The sequence below is a fragment of the Paenarthrobacter sp. C1 genome (assembly GCF_049315185.1).
Classification (GTDB): domain Bacteria; phylum Actinomycetota; class Actinomycetes; order Actinomycetales; family Micrococcaceae; genus Arthrobacter; species Arthrobacter nicotinovorans.
Genome location: NZ_CP186052.1, coordinates 2943860 through 2968613, shown reverse-complemented (window position 1 = coordinate 2968613; position 24754 = coordinate 2943860). Strand labels below are relative to the sequence as shown.

At 63.7% G+C, this 24754-nt stretch carries 18 protein-coding genes; 12 read left to right on the top strand and 6 right to left on the bottom strand.

Annotated elements, in window-relative coordinates; all coding sequences use genetic code 11:
• Positions 1-51: 51 nt before the first annotated feature.
• Both ACNAOU_RS13890 and ACNAOU_RS13885 read right to left on the bottom strand, forming a co-directional pair.
• The gene (locus tag ACNAOU_RS13890) at positions 52-1194 is read right to left on the bottom strand and encodes a PQQ-dependent sugar dehydrogenase (protein WP_416428319.1); all 1143 of its coding nucleotides are present in this window, start codon (positions 1192-1194) and stop codon (positions 52-54) included.
• Positions 1195-1239: 45 nt separating this feature from the next.
• Positions 1240-2247, bottom strand: coding sequence for a hypothetical protein (locus ACNAOU_RS13885; protein WP_275775267.1), 1008 nt, complete (start codon positions 2245-2247; stop codon positions 1240-1242).
• Between the two features lie 175 nt (positions 2248-2422).
• Here ACNAOU_RS13885 and ACNAOU_RS13880 point away from each other — a divergent pair, with 175 nt between their 5' ends.
• The 10 genes from ACNAOU_RS13880 to metG all read left to right on the top strand — a co-directional run bounded on the left by ACNAOU_RS13880 (position 2423) and on the right by metG (position 16274).
• Positions 2423-3037 carry a LysR family transcriptional regulator gene (locus tag ACNAOU_RS13880; protein WP_422757093.1) on the top strand — a complete coding sequence of 205 codons (615 nt, stop codon included), beginning with the start codon at positions 2423-2425 and terminating at the stop codon, positions 3035-3037.
• Positions 3018-3344, top strand: a complete 327-nt coding sequence (locus tag ACNAOU_RS13875; protein ID WP_422758687.1) for a LysR substrate-binding domain-containing protein — start codon at positions 3018-3020, stop codon at positions 3342-3344. Before ACNAOU_RS13880 ends, ACNAOU_RS13875 begins: the two co-directional genes overlap by 20 nt.
• 110 nt (positions 3345-3454) lie before the next feature.
• The gene (gene ilvD / locus ACNAOU_RS13870) at positions 3455-5173 is read left to right on the top strand and encodes a dihydroxy-acid dehydratase (RefSeq protein WP_018776261.1); all 1719 of its coding nucleotides are present in this window, start codon (positions 3455-3457) and stop codon (positions 5171-5173) included.
• A gap of 287 nt (positions 5174-5460) precedes the next feature.
• A complete protein-coding gene (locus ACNAOU_RS13865) occupies positions 5461-7365 on the top strand; it encodes an acetolactate synthase large subunit (protein WP_064721771.1) in 1905 nt (634 codons plus the stop codon).
• 2 nt (positions 7366-7367) lie between these two features.
• Positions 7368-7880, top strand: a complete 513-nt coding sequence (ilvN, locus tag ACNAOU_RS13860) for an acetolactate synthase small subunit (RefSeq protein ID WP_011775174.1) — start codon at positions 7368-7370, stop codon at positions 7878-7880.
• 113 nt (positions 7881-7993) lie between these two features.
• Positions 7994-9019 (top strand): ketol-acid reductoisomerase, encoded by a 1026-nt coding sequence (ilvC, locus tag ACNAOU_RS13855; protein WP_018776259.1) that lies wholly within the window; start codon positions 7994-7996, stop codon positions 9017-9019.
• Positions 9020-9310: 291 nt separating this feature from the next.
• Positions 9311-10906, top strand: a complete 1596-nt coding sequence (gene serA, locus ACNAOU_RS13850) for a phosphoglycerate dehydrogenase (RefSeq protein ID WP_422757092.1) — start codon at positions 9311-9313, stop codon at positions 10904-10906.
• Between the two features lie 211 nt (positions 10907-11117).
• The gene (locus ACNAOU_RS13845; RefSeq protein WP_422757091.1) at positions 11118-13928 is read left to right on the top strand and encodes an FtsX-like permease family protein; all 2811 of its coding nucleotides are present in this window, start codon (positions 11118-11120) and stop codon (positions 13926-13928) included.
• Complete coding sequence (locus ACNAOU_RS13840) at positions 13925-14680, top strand: ABC transporter ATP-binding protein (RefSeq protein WP_018776256.1); 756 nt, start codon at positions 13925-13927, stop codon at positions 14678-14680. Before ACNAOU_RS13845 ends, ACNAOU_RS13840 begins: the two co-directional genes overlap by 4 nt.
• Before the next feature lie 34 nt (positions 14681-14714).
• Positions 14715-16274: a methionine--tRNA ligase gene (gene metG / locus ACNAOU_RS13835; RefSeq protein WP_422757090.1), complete on the top strand. Its 1560-nt coding sequence runs from the start codon at positions 14715-14717 to the stop codon at positions 16272-16274.
• A gap of 109 nt (positions 16275-16383) precedes the next feature.
• Here metG and ACNAOU_RS13830 read toward each other — a convergent pair whose 3' ends face one another.
• From ACNAOU_RS13830 to ACNAOU_RS13815, 4 genes are all read right to left on the bottom strand, one after another.
• A complete protein-coding gene (locus tag ACNAOU_RS13830) occupies positions 16384-18852 on the bottom strand; it encodes an ABC transporter permease (protein ID WP_422757089.1) in 2469 nt (822 codons plus the stop codon).
• 3 nt (positions 18853-18855) lie between these two features.
• Positions 18856-19650 (bottom strand): ABC transporter ATP-binding protein, encoded by a 795-nt coding sequence (locus ACNAOU_RS13825; protein ID WP_039241956.1) that lies wholly within the window; start codon positions 19648-19650, stop codon positions 18856-18858.
• A gap of 86 nt (positions 19651-19736) precedes the next feature.
• Positions 19737-20450, bottom strand: a complete 714-nt coding sequence (locus tag ACNAOU_RS13820; RefSeq protein WP_018776252.1) for a response regulator — start codon at positions 20448-20450, stop codon at positions 19737-19739.
• A 3-nt stretch (positions 20451-20453) separates the two neighbouring features.
• Positions 20454-21638 carry a sensor histidine kinase gene (locus ACNAOU_RS13815; RefSeq protein ID WP_422757088.1) on the bottom strand — a complete coding sequence of 395 codons (1185 nt, stop codon included), beginning with the start codon at positions 21636-21638 and terminating at the stop codon, positions 20454-20456.
• A 124-nt stretch (positions 21639-21762) separates the two neighbouring features.
• Between ACNAOU_RS13815 and ACNAOU_RS13810 the strand changes: the two genes are divergently transcribed.
• On the top strand, positions 21763-22815 hold the full coding sequence (locus ACNAOU_RS13810; RefSeq protein ID WP_189076842.1) for a 3-isopropylmalate dehydrogenase: 1053 nt from the start codon (positions 21763-21765) through the stop codon (positions 22813-22815).
• Positions 22816-22933: 118 nt separating this feature from the next.
• Positions 22934-24046: a branched-chain amino acid aminotransferase gene (locus ACNAOU_RS13805; RefSeq protein WP_018776249.1), complete on the top strand. Its 1113-nt coding sequence runs from the start codon at positions 22934-22936 to the stop codon at positions 24044-24046.
• The last annotated feature ends 708 nt before the right edge of the window (positions 24047-24754 follow it).

Sequence of the window (24754 nt, the reverse complement as noted above, 5' to 3'; positions counted from 1 at the left end):
CTACACGACTTGGCCCGAAGTGCGAAATCGAGCCGGGGCACTTGCCGCGCATCATGGTTGGCTCCGCAAAATCAGCGCGAAGTCGGGGTTTTTGTTGTTGCTGAGCACCCATAGATCGCCGTTCGGTGCGCGGGCTACGTCCCGCAAGCGGCCGTACCCGCCTGTGAAATAAGCCACAGGGGTTCCTGCCGTTGGGCCATCGAGGGGAACGGCCCAGAGCCGCTGGCCGCGAAGGGCGCCGGTGTAAGCCACGCCGTTGATTATTTCCAGCCCGCTCGGCGACGCCTCGGACGTCGAGGGCCAGACGACCTTCGCATCGGTCAGGCCGCTTCGGCCCGGCGCCCCCGTCACCAGAGGCCAGCCGTAATTGCCGCCAGGGAGGATGAGATTCAGTTCGTCGTCCACGTCAGGGCCGAACTCGCTTGCCCACAGCCTACCTTCGGCGTCCCAGGCCAGGCCTTGGACGTTCCGGTGCCCATAGCTGTACACAGGATTGTCACCGAAAGGATTACCCGGCGCGGGGCGCCCCTCCGGGGTCAGGCGGAGGATCTTGCCACCCAGGGCATCCGTGTCCTGCGGTTGCTCCCTGCGCTGGGAGTCCCCGGTGCCGACATAGAGCATTCCGTCCGGACCGAAACGAATACGTCCTCCGTTGTGGGTCGATGCCTTCGGGATTCCAGGGAAGATGACCTCCGGTGTGCCGAGCCCCGAGGGCCCGTCAGCATCCTCCTTGAGTTGCATCCGGACAATCCGGTTGTCAGTTGCCGACGTCAGATAGGCATAGAGCCACCGGTCGGAGACAAAAGACGGCGACACGGCAAGTCCCAGCAATCCGCCTTCGCCGCCGGGAACGACGCCGGGTACCTCGGCTATCGGGGTCGCGCGGCCGTCCTTGATCCCCACGAGCCGCGCCGAATCCCGTTCGGACACTACGGCGGTGCCGTCCGGCAGGAAGACGACGGACCATGGCAGCTGGAGCCCGACGTCGAGCTTTTGCAGGACCTCAGGGGCCGGCGGTGCGGCCTGCCCCGTCCGGCTCGATCCGGAGCCGGCCGGATTCGGGGTGGCCGCGGTGCCGGGCGAGGAGGTGCCTCCGGTGCAGGCTGAAAGTGCCACTGCCAACACAAACGCATGGCCGGCCGCCACAAGCCGTTGTCCTCCCGTGAAGCCTTTTCCTGCGCCTTGGTGTCCCATGCCTGTGTGCTGCTCCTGAAGCGACGGATTCCGCGGATGGCCGGATCAGTGCCTGCTGCGCCGGGGCGGACGGAATCCGGCTGCCTCAGCATGGGCTGCGGATTCGAACCAAACGTCCGCTTCGACGTCGTTGTAGTCGGCGGCGTCCTCATCGTGATACGTCATGGTCGCCGCAATTGCCTTGACGGGATGGCCTTCGCGCTGCGTGCTGGACGAACCGGTTCCGTAGGGCTCCTCCGCGGCAAGGTGTCCGGACGGGCCGGTTTCCTCGATCGCAGAGCCTTCAGTCGTGGCTTCTTCAGCTGTGGTGTCTTCAACGGTGTCTTCGCCGGCTGCGGTCTCGGCACCGGGGAGTGTGGGGGAGTGCGGAGCAGTGTACTCCTCGTGATGGACCGGTGCGCCTGCAGCGTCAGTCCACGATGATTCCCACTCGGCTTTGTCGGCTGCGTCATCGGCCCTGGCGACGTCGTCAGCGGTGACCTCGACGGCGGGCGCCTCCTGCCAGTCGTCAACGTCGCCGGCGTCGGCAGTGTGCAACCTGGCGTCGGTATCCACTACCGGTTCGTCCACCACCGGCTCTTCGACAACCGGGGCTGCAATGACCGGTTCCTCGACCGTCAGACCGGGTGTTGCGGCCTTCTGCACGTCGGTTTGCCCGTCGGTTTGCACGTCGGCGGATTCATCGGAGGCCCCGGGGCGAACGCCGGCCTCACCAACGGCAGGTTCACTTGTCTCGCCGTGAGGTTCAACTGCTGTTTCGTCGGGGCGTGGTTCGTCTGCGCGTTCTTCGTCTGCGCGTTCTTCTTCCCTGAGCGGCTCGTCAGCGGTTGGTCCGCTGCCCTCGGCAGCTGCTTTGCCAAGGTTGGTTACGCCGGCCAGTCCGGCGACTCCCGCAGTCACCGCACCCGGATCCGGTACGGTTCCGGTATTGGTGGACTCCATTGCTGCGGGAGCCGGGCTAGCGGTGGTATTCGAGGTTTTGTTGCGGCTCATGAGCCACCAAAGAATCGCGACGACCAAAACAATGACAATGACCCAAATTAACCAATCCATGGCGGGTGCCCTTCTGCTCACAGGGGTGCAGTACGTGGTATTTCAGACGTTACGTGCCTGCTATTGGGCTGTCCAGCTTTTGGCCGGCCGGTCCCCGGAATTGATCAGATTACTGAGGAAGGTCGGGCGGCAAATTCTTTGGAAGGAATTCCTGCCCGTCGCCTAGTCTGGCTGCATGGACTTCAAAAGGCTGCAGATTCTGCGGGAGCTGGCTGATCGCCAAAGCGTGGGCGCCACCGCAGATGCCATGAATGTCACTGCTTCCGCCGTTTCCCAGCAGTTGAAGACACTGCAGGCCGAATTGGGCGTGACCCTGGTGGAAAAGGCCGGCAGGGGAGTGCAGCTGACTGAGGCCGGACACGCCATGGCTGCTGCAGCCGCCGAAATAGCTACAGCCATGGCCCGCGCTGAGTCCACCGTCGACAGCTACCGGAAAGGCTGGCAGACCAATGTTTCAGCGGCATTCTTTCCAAGTGCGGCGGAAATGCTGCTGCCGGGAATGCTGCATCGTGTAGCCGCTGTGGAGGGACTGGGCTTCGATGCCCATTTCGAGGATCCGGGAACGGCACATTTTGCTCCTTTGGTGGCCGACTATGACATCGTGCTGGCGCACAGCGTGGATGGGCCCGAGGTCTTTGCCCGGCCGGGACTAGCGGTAGTCCCGCTGCTGGAGGAAGCACTCGACGTTGCCATGCCTGCCGGGCACCCGCTGGCGTCCAAAGCGCGGTTGACTCCGGAGGACGTGGTGGACCACCCCTGGATCGGCGTTCCTGAGGGGATTCCCCTTTGACGCGGTCCTTCGGCAAATCGAAGTCCATGCAGGCAAGCACGCCACGCGCGGCCAGCGGTATCCGGACCTGAGGGTCCTTGAAGCACTGGTGGGGGCAGGCCACGGAATCTGCCTCCTTCCCCGCTATACGGCCCGCGCCAGTGCACGGAAGGGATTGGTCCTCCGTCCGCTCACGGGAGTAAAGGCGAGCAGAAGCATCGTCGCCCTGTCGCGGCAGGAAGTGGCCGCACGGGCCACGATTGCAGGCGTGCTGGAGATGCTCCAGGCTGAGGCTGCCGGGATCGCCCGCCAGGCGGGCGACACCTGAGCCGCCGGCGCAACTCCACATGTGCCGGGTTTCCGCAATAATTGCCGGTTCGGGCTTAACCCGGCGGGGAAGAAGCGCTGGCGCCACCAGGTGCACATAGACTTTGGACCATGACCGACACCAACATTGCTACAGACAACACGCCGGACATCAAACCCCGCAGCCGGGTCGTCACCGATGGCATTCATGCCGCTCCCGCCCGTGGCATGTTCCGCGCCGTCGGCATGGGCGATGACGACTTTGCCAAACCCCAGATTGGTGTCGCGAGCTCGTGGAACGAAATTACCCCCTGCAACCTCTCCCTTAACCGGCTCGCGCAGGGCGCCAAGGAAGGCGTCCATGCCGGCGGTGGCTTCCCGATGCAGTTCGGCACGATCTCCGTATCGGACGGCATTTCCATGGGCCATGAAGGCATGCACTTCTCGCTCGTCTCCCGCGAAGTCATTGCCGACTCCGTGGAGACCGTGATGCAGGCCGAGCGCATTGATGGTTCGGTCTTGCTGGCCGGTTGCGACAAGTCCCTCCCGGGGATGCTCATGGCGGCCGCCCGCCTGGACCTCGCTTCGGTGTTCCTCTACGCCGGTTCGATCATGCCGGGCTGGGTCAAGCTCGAAGACGGTTCGGAGAAGGAAGTCACCCTCATCGACGCTTTCGAAGCGGTGGGTGCCTGCGCCGCCGGGAAGATGAGCATGGAGGACCTCACCCGCATCGAAAAGGCCATCTGTCCCGGCGAGGGCGCCTGTGGCGGCATGTACACGGCCAACACCATGGCGTGCATCGGCGAAGCCCTTGGCATGTCCCTCCCGGGCTCGGCGGCACCGCCGTCGGCAGACCGCCGTCGTGATGACTTTGCGCGCAAGTCCGGCGAAGCGGTGGTCAACCTGCTGCGCCTGGGCATCACCGCGCGCGACATCATGACCAAGAAGGCCTTCGAAAATGCCATCGCCGTGACCATGGCGTTCGGCGGTTCCACCAACGCCGTGCTGCACTTGCTGGCGATCGCCCGTGAGGCAGAGGTCGAACTGACGCTGGATGACTTCAACCGCATCGGGGACAAGATTCCGCACCTCGGCGACTTGAAGCCCTTTGGGCGTTACGTCATGACCGACGTCGACAAGATCGGCGGCGTGCCGGTCATCATGAAGGCGCTGCTCGACGCCGGGCTGCTGCACGGCGACTGCCTCACCGTCACCGGCAAGACCCTCGCCGAGAACCTCGCCTCCATCAACCCGCCGGATCTGGATGGCAAGATCCTCCGCGCGCTGGACAACCCGATCCACAAGACCGGCGGCATCACCATCCTCCACGGATCCATGGCGCCGGAGGGCGCTGTGGTCAAGAGCGCCGGCTTCGATGCCGACGTCTTCGAGGGAACCGCCCGTGTGTTCGAGCGCGAGCAGGGCGCCCTGACGGCCTTGGATAATGGCGAGATCCACAAGGGCGACGTTGTGGTCATTCGCTACGAGGGCCCCAAGGGCGGCCCGGGCATGCGCGAAATGCTTGCCATTACCGGCGCCATCAAGGGCGCGGGGTTGGGCAAGGACGTGCTGCTGCTGACTGATGGCCGCTTCTCGGGCGGCACCACCGGCTTGTGCATCGGCCACGTTGCGCCGGAAGCCGTCGACGGCGGTCCGATCGCCTTTGTGCAGGACGGCGACCGCATCCGTGTCGACATCGCTGCCCGTTCGTTCGACCTCCTGGTTGATGATGCGGAGCTCGAAGCCCGCAAGGAGGGCTGGCAGCCGCTGCCCGCCAAGTTCACCAAGGGTGTGCTGGCAAAGTACGCAAAACTGGTCCACAGTGCTTCCACGGGAGCTTACTGCGGATAATTTCCTGTCTTGGACTCCGCTCCGGCAATGGGGCGGAGTCCGGCAGGCGGACATCGCTGTCCAAATAGTGAGATACGATAGTGGTCAATTGACACGTATCTCACTTTGAGGGAACACTGAACGCATGATCACATTCGTTACCGTCGGCGTCGTCGTCCTTACCAAGCGCGTGGCTTAGCCCGACTGGTAACGAACCGTCACGCGCAAACCCCTCGAAGAGCCGCAAGGCTGAGGGGTTTTTTTATTCCCAAGACCCACCCATTGAAGATCCACTAAGGAAGAGTCCGATGAGCAAAGGATCGCCGATCAGCCCCTCGCTGATGGCTGCAAAGTCCGCTGGAGCCCACAAAGCTCCGGAAAAGGTCGACCGATCGACGGAGTCCGTCGTCGTCGATTCTGCTGCACCTCTCTCTCCTGTACTTGGGCCGAACACCGTTGTACCCCCGACGGTGATGACCGGCTCGCAAGCAATTGTCCGTTCGCTCGAAGAACTCGGCGTGGACGATATTTTTGGTTTGCCCGGTGGCGCGATCCTGCCCACCTATGACCCCTTGATGGCCTCCAGCATGAATCACATCCTGGTCCGTCACGAACAGGGAGCCGGCCACGCCGCGCAAGGCTACGCCATGGTTACCGGACGGGTTGGCGTTTGCATCGCCACCTCGGGACCCGGTGCCACCAACCTCGTTACCGCCATCATGGATGCCCACATGGACTCCGTGCCGATGGTGGCCATCACCGGCCAGGTCGCCAGCGGAGTCATCGGCACCGATGCCTTCCAGGAAGCGGACATCGTGGGAATCACGATGCCCATCACCAAGCACTCATTCCTGGTGACCGACCCCAACGACATTCCGCACGTCATGGCCGAAGCCTTCCACCTGGCATCCACCGGCCGGCCCGGTCCGGTCCTGGTGGACATCGCCAAGGATGCCCAGGTCGGCCAGATGACGTTCTCGTGGCCACCGAAAGTGGATCTGCCCGGGTACCGTCCCGTGGTCCGCGGGCACAACAAGCAGGTCCGCGAAGCGGCCAAGCTGATCGCAGCATCCAGCAAGCCTGTTCTCTACGTAGGCGGCGGCGTGGTCAAGGGCCACGCATCTGCAGAACTGATGGAACTCGCTCTGGCTACCGGCGCTCCCGTGGTCACCACCCTCATGGCCCGCGGAGCGTTCCCGGACTCCCACCCGCAACACGTCGGCATGCCCGGCATGCACGGTTCGGTGTCCGCGGTCACCGCCCTCCAGCAGGCAGATCTGCTGATCACCCTGGGTGCCCGCTTCGATGACCGCGTGACAGGTGTCCTGAAGACCTTCGCGCCCTTTGCAAAGGTCATTCACGCCGACATCGACCCCGCGGAAATCTCCAAGAACCGTACGGCCGATGTCCCGATCGTAGGTTCGGTCAAGGAAATCATTCCGGAACTCACGGAGGCCGTGAAGACCCAGTTCGAGCAGAGCGGCGCTCCGGACCTCGATGCATGGTGGGCCTTCCTGGGCAACCTGCGCGAGACCTACCCGCTCGGTTGGACGGAGCCCGAAGACGGACTGTCCGCCCCGCAGCGCGTCATCAAGCGCATTGGTGAACTCACGGGTCCGGAAGGCATTTACGTTGCAGGCGTTGGCCAGCACCAGATGTGGGCCGCCCAGTTCATCAAGTACGAGCGCCCGCATGCCTGGCTGAACTCCGGTGGTGCCGGCACCATGGGCTACTCGGTTCCCGCGGCGATGGGTGCCAAGGTCGGTGAGCCGGACCGCGTGGTCTGGGCCATTGATGGAGACGGCTGCTTCCAGATGACCAACCAGGAACTGGCTACCTGCGCCATCAACAACATCCCCATCAAGGTGGCCATCATCAACAACTCCTCGCTGGGCATGGTCCGCCAATGGCAGACCCTGTTCTACGAGGGCCGCTACTCGAACACCGATTTGAACACCGGCCACGACACCGTCCGGATTCCGGACTTCGTCAAGCTGGCGGATGCCTATGGTTGTGCAGCTTTGCGTTGTGAGCGTGACGAGGACATCGACGCCACCATCCAGAAGGCGCTTGAGATCAATGACCGCCCGGTGGTCATCGACTTCGTTGTGAGCCCCAACTCGATGGTGTGGCCGATGGTGCCTTCGGGCGTCAGCAATGACCAGATCCAGGTTGCCCGCAACATGACCCCGGAATGGGAAGAGGAGGACTAGGCATGAGCCGTCACACATTGTCCGTTCTGGTCGAAGACAAGCCCGGCGTGCTGACCCGCGTGGCCAGCCTCTTCGCCCGGCGCGCGTTCAACATCAATTCACTTGCTGTGGGCCCCACCGAGGTTCCCGGGATGTCCCGCATGACGGTCGTCGTCGATGCCGACGGCGATCTCATCGAGCAAGTCACCAAGCAGCTCAACAAACTGGTCAACGTGATCAAGATTGTGGAGCTGACTTCCGAATCTTCCGTACAGCGTGACCACATCCTGGTCAAGGTACGTGCGGATGCCGCGACACGTCTGCAGGTTACCCAGGCTGCAGACCTGTTCCGCGCCGCTGTCGTCGACGTGTCCACAGACTCGTTGGTGATCGAGGCAACCGGTACCCCCGAGAAGCTCGCAGCACTTTTGTCAGTGCTCGAGCCGTTCGGCATCCGTGAAATCGTGCAGTCCGGCACCTTGGCCGTTGGACGGGGATCCCGCTCCATGAGTGACAGGGCGCTACGCTCCGCGTAAAACCAGGCGCGATGGGTCAGTGGATTTCGTTGGCCCGTCCCGCCGAGCGTTGCGTCCAGAACCGCAGCACCACATCAATATCTACGAAAAACCACTCAAGAGGAGTTACGCAAGTGACTGAAATGTTCTACGACGACGACGCAGACCTGTCGATCATCCAGGGCCGCAAGGTAGCCATCGTTGGCTACGGCTCCCAGGGCCACGCCCACGCACTGAACCTGCGCGATTCCGGCGTCGAGGTTGTCATTGCACTCAAGGACGGCTCGAAGTCGACCGCCAAGGCCGAAGACGCAGGTTTCACGGTCAAGAACGTAGCCGACGCCGCCGAATGGGCCGACGTCATCATGATCCTGGCGCCGGACCAGCACCAGCGCGCAATCTACAACGACTCCATCAAGGACAAGCTGACCGAGGGCAAGGCACTTGCGTTCGCCCACGGCTTCAACATCCGCTTCGGCTACATCGAAGCACCGGCCGGCGTTGACGTCATCCTGATCGCCCCGAAGGCACCGGGCCACACTGTGCGCCGCGAATTCGAAGCCGGCCGTGGCATCCCGGACATCATCGCCGTCGAGCAGGACGCTTCCGGTTCCGCTTGGGACCTGGCCAAGTCCTACGCCAAGGCAATCGGTGGCACCCGCGCAGGCGTCATCAAGACCACCTTCACCGAAGAGACCGAAACCGATCTCTTCGGCGAGCAGGCTGTTCTCTGCGGTGGCGTTTCCCAGCTCGTCCAGTACGGCTTCGAAACCCTCACCGAAGCCGGCTACCAGCCGCAGATCGCCTACTTCGAGGTTCTCCACGAGCTCAAGCTCATTGTTGACCTCATGTGGGAGGGCGGCATCGCCAAGCAGCGTTGGAGCGTTTCCGACACCGCCGAGTACGGTGACTACGTCTCCGGTCCCCGCGTCATCACCCCCGAGGTGAAGGAAAACATGAAGGCTGTCCTCGCGGACATCCAGAACGGTGCTTTCGCAAAGCGCTTCATCGACGACCAGGACAACGGCGCAACCGAGTTCAAGGAACTCCGCGCCAAGGCCGAGAAGCACCCGATCGAAGAAGTTGGCCGCGAGCTGCGTTCGCTGTTCTCCTGGCAGCAGCAGGACGCCGACTACGTCGAAGGTTCCGCAGCCCGCTGATTGCCCCTCGTGGCAGCAGCACTGCACCAGCATTAAGCAGCGACGCCCGTCCGGCGAGTTTCAGCCGGGCGGGCGCCGCCGTTTCCAGCACCGTTTCTCCACCGAATTGCACTCCCGGTGGTGCTGTGAACTTCTTCACATCGCTTCCGGTCCGGCCGTAACATCCCTCGCCGGCACCGGAAACACGGCCCGGATTCGATATTCTGGGCTGGTCCCGGCGCCGTGCCCCGGGCCCCGCATCCGCTCCTTGTCCAGTTCTGTCCCAAGTTGTCCAAAGTAAGGTGCCACCCCGTGTCAGCCAGCAAACCCGTAGTCCTCCTCGCTGAGGAACTTTCGCCCGCAACAGTCGAGGCATTGGGCCCGGATTTTGAAATCCGCCAGACCGACGGTGCCGACCGTTCCCAGCTGCTGTCTGCCATCGCCGACGTCGATGCCATCCTGGTCCGCTCTGCCACCCAGGTGGACGCCGAGGCAATTGCCGCGGCGAAGAACCTCAAGGTCATCGCCCGTGCAGGAGTAGGACTGGACAACGTGGACATCAAGTCCGCGACGCAGGCCGGCGTCATGGTGGTCAATGCGCCGACGTCCAACATCGTCTCGGCCGCGGAGCTCACCGTGGGTCACATCCTCAGCCTCGCCCGCCACATTCCGCAGGCCAGTTCGGCGCTGAAGAACGGCGAATGGAAGCGTTCCAAGTACACCGGCATCGAACTCTTCGAGAAGAAGATCGGCATCATCGGCCTGGGCCGCATCGGCGCCTTGGTGGCAGCACGGCTCCAGGGCTTCGAAACCGAAATCCTTGCCTATGACCCCTACATCACCTCTGCCCGGGCGGCGCAGTTGGGCGTCAAGCTGGTCACGCTGGATGAACTTCTGGAGAACGCTGACTTCATCACCATCCACATGCCCAAGACACCGGAAACGGTAGGCATGCTCGGCGCCGACGCCTTCCGCAAGATGAAGGAATCCGCTTATGTCATCAACGTTGCCCGCGGCGGCCTGATTGACGAAGAAGCGCTTTACATCGCATTGAAGGAAGGCCAGATCGCAGGCGCCGGCGTGGACGTTTTCGTCAAGGAGCCCAGCACCGACCTGCCGTTCTTCGAACTCGACAACGTCGTAGTCACCCCGCACCTCGGCGCATCCACCGACGAAGCCCAGGAGAAGGCCGGCATTTCAGTCGCCAAGTCTGTCCGCCTGGCCCTCGCCGGTGAGCTCGTACCGGATGCCGTGAATGTTGCCGGTGGCGTTATTGCCTCCGATGTCCGTCCGGGCATCCCGCTGATCGAAAAGCTGGGCCGGATCTTCACTGCGCTCACCCACGCTTCGCTGACGCAGATCGACGTCGAAGTTGCCGGTGAGATCGCTGCCCTGGACGTCAAGGTTCTTGAGCTGGCAGCCCTGAAGGGTGTGTTCGCCGATGTTGTCACGGAGCAGGTTTCCTACGTCAACGCACCGGTCATCGCCGAGCAGCGCGGCATCAACACCCGGCTCATCACCACGCCGGAGGCTGAGGACTACCGCAACGTCCTGACCATCCGCGGTGCCCTCAGTGACGGTTCGCAGATCTCGGTGGCCGGCACCCTGACCGGTCCCAAGCAGGTCGAGAAGCTGGTAGGCGTCAACGGCTACGACGTCGAAATCCCCATCAGCGAGCACCTCGTGGTGGTGGCCTATGCCGACCGCCCCGGTGTCATCGGCACCATCGGCCACATCCTCGGCATGAACAACATCAACATCGGTGGCATGCAGGTTGCCCGCCAGACTGAAGGCGGCCAGGTTCTGGCCCTCCTGACCATCGACAGCTCAGTTCCGCAGCAGGTGCTCGAAGCCATCAAGGCCGGCATTGGCGCAGACATGGTTCGCGAAGTGGACCTGGAGGACTAGGACTGATCCACATCAGCTGAAGTCCGCGTGCCGGCGACACACCTTTGGCACGCAGAAGTGGCCGGTCTGCTTACAATGGCTGGGTCCGGGATTCGGACCCGGCAGCAGGCCGGCCACAACTTTCAGCACACCCAGCCCGGTATTCCGCTGTGTTTTTTCAGGATTACCGGACAATGTGTGCGCGCCCGCAATCAAGGTCTCAGGGAGCCCAATGAACGCCGTCCAAAGGTTCATCAGAAGCCGTGTGCTGCTGCTGACCGCGGCCATTTTGATCGTCGCAATGTGCTTGTCCGTCCTCGTTCAGAGCCAGTCGCAGGCGGCTCTGAACCGGACAGTGGACGAGAACTCGCGGGGACTCTACGACATCCTGGTCCAGGCCAAGCCTGACCAGTCACAAAAGGACGACGGTGGTTCCCTGATCCAGCCGGAAATCGCCAACGGCCAGGGCGGAATCAGCTTTGACCAGTTGGAGAAAATCCGGGGCATGGGCCAGACTGCCGTGGCAGCCCCCATCAGCCTTGTCTCGCGGGTGTCCCAGAACCTTGAAGCTCCGCGCCTGAACGCGATGGACTACCTGGGGTACAACGCAGGACTCGCCGGAGCCGTGACGGCAGGGGACCCCTCTGCCATGGATGCCAGCAAGTGGCCCGCCGCGGAGTCCGTGTTTTCTGATTCTCCCAAGAAGTACCGCTTGACCGCGTCCGCCACGAGCTCTGACGGCGTCAAGGAGCAAACACTCTTCAAGACCAGCGCCGAGGGCACCTTGGGCAAGGGCCGCCTGGTGCAGGAGCAGGCAGCAGGCGGAAGCAACGTCCGGATCGCCGGCCCCGATGGCGAGACCGGCATCAAGTTCCCGGCACCCGCACTCGGCTCCGAGCACAACCTCTTCAATCTCTCGGTAGCGCTTCCCATGGCGCCCGAGGTGACCGAGTCCGTCGTCGCCGTCGATCCCTCCTCTGAAAGGGCACTGCTGGGTTCCGCAGGCGACTTCCTGGCACCGCTGGAGAAGGCACCGCCTGCAGACGCACGCGACGCCGGCGCCATCGGCCGCCACTTCGAAAGCCTTTTCACCACGGGCCTCACCATGGACCAGTTGGAAGAAGGACCCGACTTCCTCGGCGTGAAGCTCAAATACTGGGCGCCGCTCATGACGCAGTACCAGCAGGCAAAGCGTGACGGACTCCTGACCGCTGATTCGAAGGCCATTCCGTTGATCGTGCGGACGGGCACGTCCCTGGACCTGAAGTACTCGGTGAAGATCGAGGAACTGGACGCCAGCGGGAAAGTGGTCAAGGACGTAGGAACTGTCACCAAGTCCTTGGACAAGGACTACCTGCCCTTCGTTTCGAAGTCCCCGTTCGCCCTTGAATGGCCCGGTTCCACTGACCACAGCCAGTTGCTGGGCAGCACCGCTGCCTTCAGCCAGGGACTCTACAACCCCGCTACCTGGAGCACTGCTTTCGCTGCCGCCCCGCAGTACAAGGACGGCGACGAAGCTGCCAATGGTGCCTCCGACAAGAGCGCGACGCCGGGGGACTGGGTAACCGTCAACCGCCTGCCCGAGAAGTCCTCCTTCGGCGCTGCCGTGGACCAGACCCAGCGCAAGCCCGTGGACGAGCGCTCTTACCGGGAAGACCTTGAGACAGGCAAGAAGCCTGCGGCACCCCTGCCCATGGTCTACGGCACCTTTGACCCCGCCGCGGTCCAGGCTGCGGCCGGCGATGTCAACAAGCTCCCCTTGGGCGGATACGACCCCACGCCCATGAGCCTGACCAAGGACGCAGAAGGCAAAGACGTCGAGGGCAAGGAACTCAAGCCCTCACTCAGCGCGACGGGCCTCGTCAGCCAGTCCGCGGGCGCCATCACCGATTACTACGGTCTTGCGGCTGCCCGCGGTTACGACTCCAACGCCAACGTCATTGACGCAGTGCGGGTCCGTGCATCCGCCACCGGCAACTGGAAGACCGCCCAGCCCGAGGTCGAGAAGCTGGCAGCACAAATCCGTGAACTCGGTCTGGAAGCCACCGTCGTGGCCGGCTCCGCCCGCGAAGACGCCAACATCTTCGTGCCCGGATACAGCAAGGACGACGCCGGCAAGGAGTCTCCGCTGGGCACCGTCCAGCAGTCATGGGTCCGGCAGAATGCGGCTGACGCCGTCTCCGGCTCCCTGACCGGAACCAACATCACGCTGCTGTTCCTGACGTTGCTTGGTGCCACGCTCCTCACAGGAGCGTCCACTGTCAGCTATATCCGCCAGCGCAGAAGCGAGGCAGGCATCCTGCGCGCCATGGGCTGGACCCAGAAGCGCATCCGCTCCTGGGTGCTGGAAGAGTTCGCTGTAGGCGCTGCGGCACTGGCTGCTGCAGGCGTCATCCTCAGCCTCCTGAGCTGGAACATTGCCACCGTCATTGTGTCGGTGACCATGCTGGTCATCTACAGTGCCGCCGCCCTCCTGGCGGCTCAGCAGCTGCGTCACCGTGTGGTGATAGACCAGGAACCCCAGCACGACGAGCGACTGGTCACCGTTGACTCACCCCTGACGTTCGCCAACAGGCAGCTGACCACAAACCGGTTCAACTCCATCTCCCTCGCTGTCGCCGTGGGCGTGTTTGGCGCCGCAGTGGGTGCACTGATCGCGCTGTTGATCGACATCCCCCGCGCGGCAGGTGCCAGCGCCCTCAGTGTCCTGGCCGCGGCCAGCATCGCTTTGCCGAGCGTGATCCTCGCTGTCTTCGGCGTCGTGGTCGGTCTCTTGCTGACCTTGGTCACCGGCAGGTTCGAGCTACATGCCAAGCGGGAATACCTTGGTACCTTGCGGGCCATGGGCTGGAACCCGGACATGCTGGGCCAGGTCCGGTTCTTCGAAAACGCACTTGTCGGCACAGTGGCACTTCCCTTGGGTGTCCTCGGTGCCCTGGGGCTTGGTTTGCTCCTGGCCCCCTACGCAGCCCTGTGGGCCGGGCTCGCCGGTCTGCTGGCCGTAATTTGCTGGATTCCCATTGCAACGAAAGTAGTCAAATGACTGACAACCTCAACCCCGAGCTGACGGCCACCCCGGAATCCACGGAAGAGTCGCTGCAGACCAGGGCCAACACCATCGTGAGGGCCGCTGACCACGCAACCCCGCTGGAGCTGAGCAGGGTCACCATCCACTACGGCGGTGACAAGGGCGGTGCTGAGGAAGTCGACGTCGTCGACGACTTCAACCTGACCCTCCACGCCGGCGAGATGCACTGTGTCGCAGGACGAAGCGGCTCCGGTAAAACCAGTATCCTCACGGTCAGCGCCGGACTGACGCTGCCGACGTCGGGCAAGGTCTTCTGGGAGGGCCAGCCGCTGGACGCCATGGGCGACGACGAAATCGCGGACCGCCGCCGTGCACTGATCGGCTACGTGGACCAGGGCGGTGCCCTGATCGATGGCATGAGCGCCTTGGAGAACGTGTTGCTGCCCGCTGTCCCGGACGGCGAAGTCGAACAGCGCACTGAGATGGCGAAGGACCTCCTGGACCTCGTGGGCCTTGGGCGCCGAATGCGCCACCGCCCGGCCCAGCTCTCCGGCGGTGAGCGCCAGCGCGTGGCGATCGCCCGGGCCCTGATCCTTGGCACCCGCGTTCTGGTGGTCGACGAACCGACGGCAAGCCTTGACCGGGCCGCCGCCAACCGCATCATTGGCATCCTGAAGGACACCACCAGCGACGGCATCGCGGTGCTGGTTGCATCGCACGACCACGAGCTGGTTCGTCTCAGCGATACGCTGACCGAACTTAACTAAGCTATTTCATCCGAAAAAAAGGTAACTTCTTAGAGTGACGTCTCCAGAGAAATCCCCGTTCTACATCACCACCGCAATCAGCTACCCCAATGGCGTGCCGCACATCGGCCACGCCTATGAGGTCATTGCGACTGATGCCATGGCGCGCTTCAAGCGCCTTGACGGCCATGAGGTTTTCTTCATGACCGGAACGGACGAGCACGGCCTCAAGATGCAGCAGTCCGCAGAGAAGGAAGGCCTCACGGCCAAGCAGCTCGCGGACCGCAACTCTGCCGCCTTCAAGCAGATGAGCCTGGACCTGGGCATCTCGTACGACCGTTTCATCCGCACCACGGACGCGGACCACTACACGGCCTCGCAGGCCATCTGGAAGAAGATGGAAGCCAACGGCGACATCTACCTTTCCAAGTACGAAGGCTGGTACTCGGTCCGCGACGAAGCGTATTACGTTGAGGACGACACCGTGGTGAAGGAGGACGGTCTCCGCTATTCCAAGGAAACCGACACCCTGGTTACCTGGACTGCTGAGGAAAGCTACTTCTTCCGGCTTTCCAACTACCAGGAAAAGCTCCTGGAGCTGTACGAAGCCCGCCCTGAATTCGGTGCTCCACAGTCACGTTTCAATGAGGTCATCAGCTTCGTAAAGCGTGGCCTCGAGGACCTGTCCATCAGCCGCACAACCTTTGACTGGGGCGTTCCGGTCCCGGGTGACGAAAAGCACGTCATGTACGTGTGGGTCGACGCCCTGACCAACTACCTGACCGGCGTGGGTTACCCCGACGTGGAGTCCGAGTCCTTCAGGAAGTTCTGGCCGGCCGATGTACACGTGATCGGCAAGGACATTTCGCGCTTCCACGCTATCTACTGGCCTGCGTTCCTGATGAGCGCCGGACTGGAACTGCCCGAGCGCGTCATGATCCACGGCTTCCTCACCAACAACGGTGTGAAGATGTCCAAGTCCCTCGGCAATGTTGTTGCTCCCCAGGACTTCGTGGCGCAGTACGGCCTGGACCAGTGCCGGTACTTCTTCCTCCGTGAGGTTCCGTTCGGCGCTGACGGCAACTACAACCACGAGGCCATCGTCGGCCGCATGAACGCGGACCTCGCCAACAACTTCGGCAACCTTGCCCAGCGTTCCTTGTCCATGGTGGCGAAGAACTGCGACGGCAAGGTTCCGCAGCCCGGTGCGTTCACGTCCGAGGACGAAGCGCTCCTGGAGCAGGCCGGTGCGTTGCTGGAGACTGCCCGGAGTGCCTTCGAAAAGCAGGAGTTCAGCCGGGCGCTCGAAGCCATCTGGACTGTTTTGGGCGATACAAACGCCTACTTCGCCGAACAGGCTCCGTGGGTACTGCGCAAGACGGACATCGAGCGCATGAACACGGTCCTGTACGTCACGTTGGAGGTCGTCCGGATCGTGGCGATCCTCGCCCAACCGGTCATGCCGACGTCGTCCGCGAAGCTCCTTGACGTCCTCGGCCAGCCCGAAGGCGAGGCGCGCCTCTTTGCCGCCATCGCGGCGCCGCTGGCGGCGGGCACCGAGCTGCCTGCGCCTGCGCCGGTGTTCCCGCGTTACGAGGAGCCGGCCGAGGCATAACCCTCGATCAGCTACCAGCCTTAAATAAGAAACGCTCCCGCACTTTCCCCCGGTACAACCGGGGAAAGTGCGGGAGCGTTTCCCGTTCACGTGCAATGAGCCGGAGCGACTACGCCGTGGCCAGTCCTTCGACCGGCGACAGCCGGGCCGCGCGCCGGGCAGGTATCACTGACGCCAGGAGACCGGCCACCACCGCGACAGCGAAGACCGCCGTCAACTGAAGCCATGGCACCGTCGGTATCACGGTGGCCACGCCGCCCAGGGTGGCCTGCGCGCCAAGCCAGCCGTACACGATCCCCATACCTGCACCCATGATGGCGGCGACGCCGGCGACGAGCACTGCCTCGATCGCCAACATCCCGCGCAGCTGGCCCGTCGTCAGGCCCAGGGCACGCAGAAGCGAGTTCTCCCGGGTCCGTTCCAGGACTGAGAGGGACAAGGTGTTGGCGACACCGATCAAGGCGATCACCACCGCAACCCCGAGGAGCCCTGTCACCACCAGGAGAAGGACATCGATGATGCTGTTGAAGGTGACCCGCTCGATCGCGGCACCACTGACGGTCCGTTCATGGACACCCAGTGCCGTAGCTATCTCCTTCTGCAGGGCCTGGACCCGGTCCCCGGATACGGAATCGTCCAGTTTCACCCACACCATGCCCGGTACCCCGGCCAGGGGACCGGAGCCTACGCTGGAGGACTCCACGAACGCCGGGACGTGGCGGGTACGCAGGACCTTGGCGTCGAGGGTGACCTGGCCGCCCGCCGTCGACAACGTAGCTGGTCCTTCCGGCGAGTCTTCCGGCAGGTAGACAGTGCCGGGGCTTGGCTTCAGATGGTTGTCCCGCAGGACAGAAGCGGCATCGGCTGCGGACAGGCCGTAAACGGTGGTTCCGCCGGAGGCGTCGTCCTGGATGGCGCCTACCGGCTGAAGCAGGACCGCAGAGCTGACGCCATCGAGCCCCTTGATCCGGGAGACAGCCTGTGCGGGGTCGCCGGAACCGCTGCCTTCCGTTGCCGTCTGCGCGGAAAGATCCACCGGATAGTTCTCCGCCAAGGTGTCGTTGAACGCCTGGCGGGACGTTGCTGCGCCGGTCATCATGAGGGAGACCAGCGTGACGCCGATCAACAGCGCCGCCGCCGTTGCCGAGGTACGTGCCGGGTTGCGGGTGGCATTCACCGCTGCGAGCTTGCCTGGAACACCAGCCGGTGCCGCCAGACGGCCGGCAAGGGCAACCACCGTGGGTATGAACAGCGTGGAGCACAGCAGGATGCCCACAAAGGACGCGGCGCCGCCCAGCAAGGCCACGCCAAGCACCACATTGATGCTGCCGTACACCAGCAGCGCAGCTCCACCAAGCAAAGCTGCCAGGCCCACGAAAAGCCTGACCTTGCCGCGACGGTTCCGGACGGAGGCGTCATCGGCCGGCCGCAGCGCTGCAAGAGGGGCGACGGCGGTGGCCGCCTTCGCCGGGACCAGCGCCGCCACCACGGTCAGCAGCGTTCCGGCCACCAAACCGGCAATGATGGCCGACGGCGGCACGGCCAACGTGGCGAATGCCTGCTCAGGCTGGGACCTGGCCCAGGCAATCAGGGCGGTCATCAGGCCAGTCGCAGCGAGGACGCCCAGCACCGAGGAGATGAAGCCGACAACAAGGGCTTCAAGCATCACCGAGCCACGGATCTGTCCCCGACCGGCGCCGAGGCAACGCAGGAGCGCGAGCTCCCTGGTCCGCTGGGCCACCAGCACGGAGAACGTATTCGCCACCACCAACGTAGAGACCAGGATGGCAATGCCGGCGAAGGCAAGGAGGACGATCGTCAGCTGGTCCTGACCAGCGCTCAGCATCGCCACCGTCGAGGTCACCTTCTCCTGCGCGGTCTCAAGCACCGGCTCCACCGCTCCTGCGGCTTCCATCCGGTGGGCGATGTACTCCTTGGCCGACGAAACATCCTCACCGGGTTTGAGGGCGAACTGCAGCCCGGAGAAACCAGCGCCCGCGTCCTGCACCGCATTAAGGACGGACTCGGAGGCAACAAGCTGCGCCGCTGAAGAGGAGAAGGGGTCGTTGGTGGCCTGGAGCAGGCCTGAAATGGTGACCTTCGCATTCTTGACCGGACCACCGCCCTGCAACACCAGCGTGCTGCCAACCGCCAGGCCAAGGTGCCCGGCGGTCTTGACGTCGATCGCTGCCTCCAAGGCGTTGGCGGGCATGGACCCGGAACTGATCACAGCACCTTCCAGGGACGCTGGTGCCAGGTTCCGCAGGCGCCCGTACTGTTCGCCGCCGCCGGCCTGGAACGTCACGTAGGTGGACCGCTCGGCGTAACTGGCCTCCACGGCCGGGGCGGACGCCGCAGCATCCACGGCAGCCTGGGTGAAGGGCTCGCCGTTCTTGGACGTGGCAACGAGATCTGCGTTGCGGTAAGCCTCCCCGATGCTTGCGCCCAGGGAAGCATTGGTACTGGCGCCGACCATGAGTGTTGAGGACAGGAACATCACGGACAACATGACGGCAAGTCCGATGGCAATGAACCGCCGGAAATGCGTCGTCAACTGCGAAAGGGCAACACGCAACATACCTCAGGCCCCCAGCTTGCCGAGGGCCGTCAGGACGGAGTCCGCCGTGGGCTGGTGGATCTCGCCCACCAGGCCGCCGTCGCTCATCAACACCACCCGGTCCGCGTAGCTGGCCGCCACAGGATCATGGGTGACCATGATGATGGTCTGGCCCATCTCCTGGCTGCTCCGGCGCAGCAGGGCAAGGACCTCGCCGCCCGCCTTGGAGTCCAGGTTGCCGGTAGGCTCGTCGCCGAACACGACGTCGGGCCGCGTCAGCAGTGCCCGGGCTACTGCCACACGCTGCTGCTGGCCGCCGGACAGCTCATGGGGACGGTGCTTCAACCTGTCCTTCAACCCAAGGGTGCCAACAACGGTTTCCAGCCACCCGGCGTCGGCCGTTGTACCTGCCAAGGCGAGCGGAAGCGTGATGTTCTGCTCGGCCGTCAAGGTGGGCACCAGATTGAAGGCCTGGAAAACGAAACCGATCCGCTCGCGGCGTAGCGCCGTGAGCTGCCGGTCATTGAGTCCGGTGAGCTCTGTTCCGCCCAGGACGATCCTGCCGGAATCGGCTGTATCGAGCCCCGCCAGGCAGTGCATAAGCGTTGATTTGCCGGAGCCCGACGGGCCCATGATGGCCGTGAACTTCCCGGCGTCGAAGCTCACCGAGACTTCGTTCAAGGCCGTCACGCTGGTATCGGCGCGGCCGTAGCTCTTGGTCAGCTTGAAAGCCTCGACGGCGGGACGCGCCTGGGCGGCGTCCGAGCCTTCGGGGCGACCGGTTCCGTGGGGATGGGGGAGAGGCGTGAAAGTCGTCATGGTTCCACGCTATGGTCCGGCCCCTGCCTGCGGGATCGGGCTGTGGGCCCATTACCGCCGGGCCGTGCTCATACCGTGGTCTGAGCCTAGGTCCCCGGAGACACAACCCCGGTTTCGTAGGCGATGACCACTACCTGCACCCGGTCCCGGGCTCCCAGCTTGGCCAGGATGTGCCCCACATGGGTCTTCACCGTAGCTTCCGAAAGGAACAGCCCAGCTGCGATCTCGGGATTGGACTGTCCCTGCGCAATGAGCTGGAACACCTCGCGCTCGCGGTTCGTGAGGGACTCGACGGCGGCCGCGTGCTCGCTCTGCTCGGGCGTCTGGGTCCTGAGCAGGGGTGCCACGTGGTCCAGCAAGCGGCGGGTGGTGGAGGGCGCGATGACCGCGTCCCCCCGGTAAACGGTGCGGATGGCTTCGAGGAGTTCTTCCGGCGGTGCATCCTTCAGGAGGAACCCGCTGGCGCCGGCCTGGATGGCGGCCAGCGCATATTCATCGAGGTCGAAGGTTGTGAGGACGACGATCTTGACCTCCGCGCGTTGCGAACCCCGGGGTTGCGATGCTGCCTGCTCCAGGATGCGGCGGGTGGCTTCAATGCCGTCCATCCCGGGCATGCGGACATCCATAAGGACCACGTCCGCGGCCGTGGCGCTGAGCGCTTGAAGGGCCTCGATGCCGTTGCCTGCTTCGGCGACCACGTCGAGGTCCGGCTGCGAATTGATGAGCATGCCAAGGCCCGAACGGACCAGTTGCTGGTCATCGACGAGTGCGACCCGGATGGGTGCGGGGAGTTCAGGCATTGCTCAGGCCTCCGAATAGGGAATGAAAGCGGACACACGAAAACCGCCGCCTTGTACGGGGCCGGCCGTCAATGAACCATCGTAGAGCGAGACCCGCTCTCCCATTCCGCGCAGCCCGTTTCCGCCGCCTGCCGCCGGCGGATCGGCAGCGGCGCCCCGGCCGTCGTCGACGATGTCCAGTTGGAGGCCGCGGCCTTGCCAGGTCAGCGTCACATTCGCGGTGGCCTTGGGGCCGGCGTGCTTCATGACGTTCGTGAGGGATTCCTGGATGATGCGGTAGGCGGTGAGTTCGGCTCCGGCAGGAAGGGACCTCCGCGGGGTGCCCACTTGCTCGAAGCCCACCTGGAGGGAAGCCGCCCGGAAGCCCAGGAGCAGTTCGTCCAGGTCCGAGAGCCGGGGTTGCGGGCGCGTGGGGGAGTCCTCATCCGAGCGCAGGATGCCCAGGAGCCTCCGCATTTCGCCCAGCGAGTCCCGTCCCGTGGCGGCGATGGTGGCCAGTGCCTCGGTGGCAAGTTCCGGTTTGGCTGCGGCAGCGTACCGTGCCCCGTCCGCCTGCGTGATGATCACGGACAGCGAGTGCGCCACGATGTCGTGCATCTCCCGGGCAATGTGGGAGCGTTCGTCGGCGGCGGCCAGTTTCCGCTCCTGCAACTGCTCTACTTCCATTCGGCGGGTGCGGTCCTCGAGGGCTTGCAGTTGGAGCCTGCGGACTCGGGTGAGGTCACCGAGGGTCCAGCTTACGAGGACAAGCATCCAGATCAGCACGGTGTACAGGGCACCGATGGTGAGGCCCATGATGCCCGACTCCACACCCGTGGAGTATTCCCGCGATGTGAGCATCACGCCGCCGACCAGGCCGGCCACCAGCACGGTGCGGCTCGCCCAGGCCGGACCGTACGCTGCGGTCGCGTAGATGACCAACGGGACCGCTATCTGGCCGGCCACCGGCTCGGCGCCCACCGCCCACTGGAGGAGGCACACCAGAATGACGACGCCGGCCGCAACCGCCGGGCGGGTGCGTCGCCAGGCGAGGGGCAACAGCAGGCTGCAGGAGAGCAGGAACAGCCAGGGGCGGTCAGCAAGGAGGTACACGGGTCCAAAGAGCAGGATCAGGATGCACGTTGCTGTCAGATCAACTGCAAAACGGTTGATGCGGAACCATTCGTATACTGCGTGCCTTCTATCCACGGTAAGACTCTATGTGCTGGGCCGGGGCTGGGCATCATGCCAGGGTCTGAGCCCGTTCACTGCCGAATGTTCGAGGAGTGAGACGATTTTGACCAGCATGTGGATTGCTTGGCTAGATAGACGTATGAGTGCATCGTCCATCAACCTCGCTGTCATCCCCGGCGACGGCATTGGCCCTGAGGTCATCGCCGAAGCCGTCAAGGTTCTCGAAAAAGCCGTAGCCGCCGAAGGCGTGGCTCTTGAGCAGACCCACTACAAGCTCGGTGCCCAGCACTGGCTTGAGTCGGGCGAGACCCTGCCTGACGAGGTTCTTGAAGATCTCCGCACGCGTGATGCCATCCTCTTCGGTGCCGTGGGCGCAGCGCCCGGCGATACCCGAATTCCCTCCGGAATCATCGAACGCGAAATGCTCCTGAAGTTGCGCTTCAGCCTTGACCACTTTGTGAACCTGCGTCCGTCGCGGCTCTATGGAACGGTCGGCAGCCCCTTGGCGAACCCCGGGACGATTGATTTCATTGTCGTCCGTGAAGGAACCGAAGGGCCCTACGTGGGCAACGGCGGGACTTTGCGCGGGGGCACTCCCCACGAAGTTGCCACTGAGGTTTCCCTTAACACCGCCCACGGCGTGGAGCGCGTAGTCCGCGATGCCTTCCGCCGGGCCAGCGAGCGTCCGCGCAAGCACGTTACGCTCGTCCACAAGCACAACGTCCTGGTCTTCGCCGGACACCTGTGGAAGCGGACCGTCGAGGCCGTGGCACAGGAATTCCCCGACGTCACCCACGATTACCTGCACATCGACGCGGCCACCATTTTCATGGTGACTGAACCTTCGCGCTTCGATGTGATCGTCACCGACAACCTCTTCGGCGACATCCTCACCGACCTCGCTGCTGCCGTCACCGGCGGTATCGGCCTGGCGGCATCGGGGAACATCAACATGGACCGCACGGCACCGTCCATGTTCGAACCCGTACATGGCTCAGCTCCGGACATCGCCGGCCAGCAGAAAGCCGATCCAACCGCGGCCATCCTCTCCGCAGTGCTCCTTCTGGACCACCTTGGCTACACCACGGCGGCCCGCAAGATCGAAGCGGCAGTTATTGCCGACGTCGAGAACCGCGATGGAAAGCCGCGCAGCACAGCTGCCATTGGCGACGCCATTGCGGCCGCACTTTAGGCCCATTACTCAGGCGTAAGCTTGTCTTGAATTATTTATCTGCTTCCCTGGTCCATCGCTGAACCACACCCTTTGGGGGCCCGGTTCGCCATGCCAGGTAGCTGACTGTGGAGGAAACATGACTCAGACTGCCCATGGCGTCGAATTCAGCCAGCAGCTCTCGGAAAACCCGAAGTCTGCTGAGGAGCGTGCAGCCATCCTGGCGAACCCGGGATTTGGCGACTACTTCACCGACCACACCGCCGTCGTCGACTACAAAGTTGACGCCGATGGCAATGGCGGTTGGCAGAATGCCCGGATCGAGCCCTACGGCCCCATCTCCCTGGACCCCTCGGCTGCTGTCCTGCACTACGGCCAGGAAATCTTTGAGGGCCTGAAGGCCTACCGCCACGCCGATGGTTCCGTATGGACCTTCCGGCCCGAAGCCAACGCGGCACGACTGAACAAGTCCGCCCGCCGCCTGGCTCTCCCCGAGCTGCCTGAAGAGTACTTCCTGGGTGCCATCCGCGAACTCGTGCAGGCGGACCAGCAGTGGGTCCCGTCCGGAGACGGCGAAGCCCTCTACCTGCGTCCGTTCATGATCGCCACCGAGGCCTTCCTCGGCGTCAGGGCTGCACGCGAGGTGTCCTTCCGCGTCATCGCATCTCCCGCCGGCAACTACTTTGGCGGCGAGCTCAAGCCGGTCTCCATCTGGATCTCCCGCGAGTACGCCCGCGCCGGCCGCGGTGGAACCGGCGCCGCCAAGTGCGGTGGCAACTACGCCGCGTCCCTGATCGCACAGCAGGAAGCCGAAGCGAACGGCTGCAAGCAGGTCCTGTTCCTGGACCACTTCAATGACGACGCCGTGGAAGAACTCGGCGGCATGAACGTCTTCTTCGTCATGAAGGACGGTTCCCTGGTGACTCCCGCTCTGAGCGGCACCATCCTCGAGGGCGTCACGCGCATGTCCGTCATCCAGGTCGCCCGGGACATGGGCCGCGAGGTCACCGAGCGGAAGATCACCCTGGACGAGTGGCGCGATGGAGTAGCATCCGGCGAGATCACCGAAGTTTTTGCCTGCGGTACAGCCGCGGTGATCACTCCGATCGGTGTCCTCAAGGATGCGACTGAGTCCATCGGCGCCGAGGACGCAAAGGCCGGGGAAACCACCATGGCCATTCGCGGGAAGCTCCTCGGAATCCAGACCGGAACTGTAGAGGACACGCACGGCTGGCTGACCCGGCTGGTCTGATCCTCAGGATTTCCCGGGACAACTGAAACGCACGACGGCGGTCCTGCCCTTGGTTTACAAGCGGCAGGGCCGCCGTTCTGCTTCCCGGACGCTGGCTCACATCCCACGTGTTTCCTTCCGATGCTTCCTCACATCCCGCGTGCTTCCTTCCGACGCTTCCTCACATCCCGCGTGTTTCCTCCCGACGCTTCCTCACGTTCCGCATGCTTCCCATCGACGCTTCTTCACATCCCACGTGTTTGAGCTGATCGCTTCTTCACATCCCACGTGTTTGAGCTGATCGCTTCTTCACATCCCACGTGTTTGAGCTGGTCGCTTCCTCTCGTTCCGGGTGTTTGAGCTGGTCGCTTCCTCTCGTTCCGGGTGTTTGAGCTGGTCGCTTCCTCTCGTTCCGGGTGTTTGAGCTGGTCGCTTCTTCTCGTTCCGGGTGTTTGAGCTGGTCGCTTCCTCTCGTTCCGGGTGTTTGAGCTGGTCGCTTCTTCACGTTGCGGGTGTTTGAGCTGGTCGCTTCTTCACATCCCACGTGTTTGAGCTGGTCGCTTCTTCACGTTGCGGGTGTTTGAGCTGGTCGCTTCTTCACATCCCACGTGTTTGAGCTGGTCGCTTCCTCACGTTCTGCGTGTTTGAGCTGGTCGCTTCCTCACGTTCTGCGTGTTTGAGCTGGTCGCTTCTTCACATCCCACGTGTTTGAGCTGGTCGCTTCCCCAC